Genomic DNA, 4,895 nt, shown 5'->3' with positions numbered 1-4,895 from the left:
GGATTGCAGCAGACACCATTCAGACGATTGCCACGAGTTACCAGCCGGCGATCACCGAAACCACGGATGCCAGCGGATTCAGACATCCTGGCGTTGGCCTGACCAGGGATGTTCTTGAAAATATGCGCATGCAGGTGCTGGCGCAGAGGGAGCCTTGGAATACCTATTTCAATCAGATGCTGTTGTCTGGTGCGGCGTCAAAGAGCATCAGCTCCAGTAACCAGAGCGGTTCCGATCCCACCAAGCCCGGTACGGTTGCCTTCAACAGCCAGGGCGTGGAGTCGAAGTTCATTGCCGATGCACTGAAGGCCTATACCCAGGCCATTCTCTACTACGTCAGTGGAGATGAAACGTATCGCGCCAATGCCATGCGTCTGATCCGCATCTGGTCGCAGATGGACCCGGCACAATATGCCTACTACACCGACGCGCACATCCACTCGGGTATTCCGCTGAACCGCATGGTGGCGGCAGCGGAGATCATGCGCTACACCAGCTGCCAGACGGCGGCCCTGGAATGGACGGATCAGGACACGGCGGCCTTCACCAGCAATCTGATCACGCCTGTGATCGAAGTCCTGCAGCACAATAACAACTACTTCATGAATCAGCACCTGTATCCGCTGATCGGCGCCATGTCCGGCTACATCTTCACCGGCAACCGGCCGCGCTACAACGAAGGTGTGGAGTGGTTCACCGTGAATAAAACAGCGGTGGATCAAGGGCAGAATGGTGCGATCAAGCAGCTGTTCCGCCTCGTGACCAGGAACGACCTGACCGGCGAAGCGGTGACGCCGGTCGTGCAGCACGTGGAGATGGGGCGCGACCAGGCACACGGCGCGGGAGATGTCACCAATACCGAGATCCTGGCGCGCTTGCTCTTGTCGCAGGGGACCAAGGTCGATCCGGTCGATGGCACCGCCTCCACCGCGGCCAGCGCGGTAGGTCCGTACGAATTTCTGAACGACCGCATCCTGGACGCCGCCGAATATTGGGCGCACTACATGCTGGGCTATGACACGCCATGGGTGCCCACGGCCGCGCACACCGATGCGAATGGCGTTCCCACGATTATCTATAAGGCGCTCGCCAGCGGCTATCGCGGACGCCTGACCCAGAACACCTGGGAACTGTTCTACTACTACAAATACATCCGCGGCATCAATATCGAAGAGCGCGCGCCGAACTTCACGAAAATGTTCGCTGACCGCGTGAGCTACAACTGGGATGGCGTCGACGGCGGCGGCGATTTCTGGATCTTCATTCCCGCTGCGGCCGAAGCGGAGGGCGGCCAGTATCTGCTGCATCCCATCGTAGAGCCTTACCGCGAAATCGAAGACCGCTTTACCTCGCTGGATGGCACCGCCACTGCGATGAGCGACGAAACGGCATCGTTCGTACGCGCTTATGCCACCGGAGCAGGCACCACGATCGCGCTGATCGGTTCCTCCAATGGCACGCGCAATGTCGCGTTCAAGGTCCGCACCAACGGCGTGGCGACGATGGATGCATTTGGCGACACCATTACCCTGCCGGACACCAACAGCCAATGGCGCTATGTGGACTATGCCTTCAACGCCTATCAGGGTCTGGGCGATATGCTCTTCATGACGCTCAAGGGCGCCGGCACCACCGTCGATATTGACCACATCAATGTGCAAGGCGGCACGCTGACGCCCCCGGTCTTCAACTCGGGTGATGCGGACATGGGCATCTTTACCTATGCAGGATCGACCAGCACGATCACATATAACTTTGGCGCCACCGATGCCGGTGCCGGCGATGTACTGAGCTACCAGATCGATGGCCTGCCAGCCGGTGCGAGCTTCGATACGCACACCGGCGCGTTCGCCTGGCTGCCGGCGCAGGCGGGCACTTACAACTTCGTGGTCACTTCGTCGGATGGTACGACAGTGAGTACCAGAACGGTGCAGGTGGTCGTCAGCACCGACCGTCAGTCGGCAATCAACGCGGTAATCGCGCGCTACGTCCCCAGCAAGATCTATATCGGGTCGACCCTGGCCGTCTACAACGCCGCATACGCTGATGTCACGGGCGTCATCGGCAGCGCTACGGATGATGTGTTCACCCAGAAGCTGGCCGCATTGAACACGGCCGTCACCGGCCTGCAGGAACTGACGCCGTTGATGAACGATGGCAGCATGAATTATTCGAACATGTTCGTGTCATCCACCTTCAGCACCTCGATTCCGAATGCGCTGGATGGCACGCCCGACACATTCGTGGTGTACACCCAGGCTCAGGACCTCACGCATTACTTCGACTTTGGCCCAAGCTTCAAGTTCTCCGCCAATTCCTTCCAACTGCAGGTGCGCGCCAGCTTCCCTGAGCGTATCGGCGGTGTCGCAGCTTACGGTTCCAATGACAACGAGAACTGGACGCGCCTGACGCCGGGCCTGACGGCGGTAACGGAAGACATGCAGACCATGCCGGTGCAGGATGATCTGAAGAACCAGCGCTTCCGCTTCCTGAAGCTGCAGATGATTCAGCCTTCCAGCACCTTCTTCGAGCTGTCCGAGTTCCGCATCTTCGGTGCGCGCTATGAGACGGTGAACCAGCTGTCGTCGGTGTCGATCAGTTCCGACCAGGCGCTGAAGAACCGCATCGTGCCGGGCAATACCGTGAAGCTGGCCTTCAAGGCTACGGCGCCGATCAACAACGTCAATGTCACCATCCAGGGCGTGCCTGCGACGGTGAGCAGCAGCGACAATCTGAACTGGACAGCCACGGCGACCATGACGGCCAGCACTGCGCCGGGCAAGGTGAAGTTCGCCTTGAACTACAAGACTGCCGCCGGCGTCGATGCCGAGCCAATCCTGTTCACCACCGACGGCACTTCGCTGCTGTTGTCCGATCAAACTGGTTACATCGGCAATCTGCTGGACATCACTGCGCTCAGCGATTCCARCGGCCGCAACCAGACCGATTTGCTGGCGACCGCGAACCTGCTGTTCGACAGTAATCTCGGCACGGTGACTGATTTCCGTGTGAGCGGTAGCGGCTACGGCGGCTGGATCACCTTCGACTTCAAGGAAGGCGGCACGGCCACGATCACGCGCGCCGAAGTGTTGGCTCGCCAGGACCAGTATTACACCCGCATCAAAGGCGTTGTGGTGCAGGGATCGAACGACAATGCCAACTGGACGACCATTTCGACTGCCGCCGGTACCTCGATGGATTGGCAGACGCTGGCCGTCGCCACCCCGCAGCCATTCCGCTACATCCGCATCTTCAATGGCAACCAGTGGTTCGGCAATATGTCGGAGCTGCGCCTGTACGGTGCCACCGAATCGTCCAACAAGATTGCGACGGCTTCACTGAGCTCTGTACAAAGCCTGCGCAACCGCGTCGTAGCGGGCAACACCGTGAAGCTGGTCTTTGTGGCGAAGGAGGCGATCAACAACGTCAACGTGAGCATTCAAGGCCAGTCCGCGTCGGTGAGTACGACGGATAACGTCAACTTTACGGCGCAGGCAGTGATGCCTCAAGGCGTTGCAGCCGGCGCGGTGAAGTTCTCCATCAACTACAAGCAGGCGAATGGCAAGGATGGGCTGCCGAATTCTTCTACGACCGACAGCACTTCGCTGTATCTGGTCGACGAGTCGGATGTGGTGAAGAACGTGACCAGCATCGTAACGCTGATCGATTCGACAGCGAATCGCCCGGCTGCGACCACGCTGGCCACCGTGAATTCACTGTTCGATGCAAACCTGGGCACCATCTCCGACTTCCGCATCGGCAGCAATAACTCCGGCGTCGCCAGCTACATCACCTTCGACTTCAAGGCCGGCAATTACGCGGCGTTGACCAGCGTGGAACTGGCGCCGCGCCAGGACAGCAACTACGCCCGCATCAAGGGCACGGTGATCCAGGGCTCCAACGACAATGCCACATGGACCACGCTGACACCGGCGGCTGTGTCCACCATGGACTGGCAAACGCTGTCGGCCGCTGCGGGCGCTTACCGCTATCTCCGCATCTTCAATGGCGGCAGCTGGTTCGGCAATATGTCGGAAGTGCGTTTCCACGGCACGGTGCAGTCCGACGTGAGCGCCAGCGTACAACTCACGCAACAGGGCGCAACGTTGAATCGCGCCACCGGAAAATACGTTGGTGCGGTGACGATCACGAACAACGGCAGCACTGCGCTGAGCGGCCCACTGCGGTTGAAGCTGGGCAGTCTCGCCAGCGGCATCACGCTGGATAACGCCAGTGGCAGCGATGGCGGTGCACCTTATGTGATCCTGTCCGGTCCTATCGTTGCAGGCGCCGCGCTTAATGTGCCGCTGACGTTCACCAACCCCTCGCGCGCGCTGGTCAGCTATGCACCGGCGCTCTACAAAGCCACCTTCTGAGGAATAAGATCATGATGTTCACTTTCCTGCGCCGCCTGGCGTTGGCCGCGGCGCTGGCGGCCGGCAGCGGCTTCGCTTCAGCGGGCATGATTCACGTTGCCATCGATACTTCCGGCTTCGGCGCCGCCAGCGGTTATCTGGACATGCAACTGAGCGCCAGTGCCGGCGTGCCGTTGGCGACCGCGGTGGTCAGTAATATGGTGGGCTTCGACAGCTCGGCCTTCATCGATTCCTGGGGCGTGACGCCGGCCGCTGGTGGATACGCCTTTCGCAACGATACGTCGAATGATTTGTTTCATGCCGTGGCGTTTGGCGGTGTGCTGTCTTTCGATCTGACCTTTGCTGGTGCGTTTGATCCAGTGACCCGCTATGTCTCGCACTTCGTGGTCTCAGCCTTCGACGACAATATTGCGCCGTTAGGCAATTACGATCCGGTCACTGGCGCGCTGCTCGACGTTAGCTGGACGCCGTCGCGTACTGCCGGTACRGAAGGCAGCACGGCGCTGGATATTTCCGACC

The 4,895-nt window shown here is 59.8% G+C and carries 2 protein-coding genes; both read left to right on the top strand.

What is annotated here, in order from left to right:
• The coding region (locus AB4Z11_RS23055) for a discoidin domain-containing protein (protein WP_442027924.1) at nt 1-4,376 on the top strand (4,376 nt) is incomplete at its 5' end.
• 11 nt (nt 4,377-4,387) lie between these two features.
• Nucleotides 4,388-4,895 (top strand): NF038129 family PEP-CTERM protein (locus tag AB4Z11_RS23050; protein WP_442027923.1); only part of this gene is annotated, 508 nt, incomplete at its 3' end.

The organism is Pseudoduganella sp. RAF53_2, from assembly GCF_052113985.1.
Taxonomy (GTDB): Bacteria; Pseudomonadota; Gammaproteobacteria; order Burkholderiales; family Burkholderiaceae_D; genus Rugamonas.
Note: the sequence above shows the minus strand (reverse complement) of the source record. Positions and strands in the feature narration are given on the sequence as shown.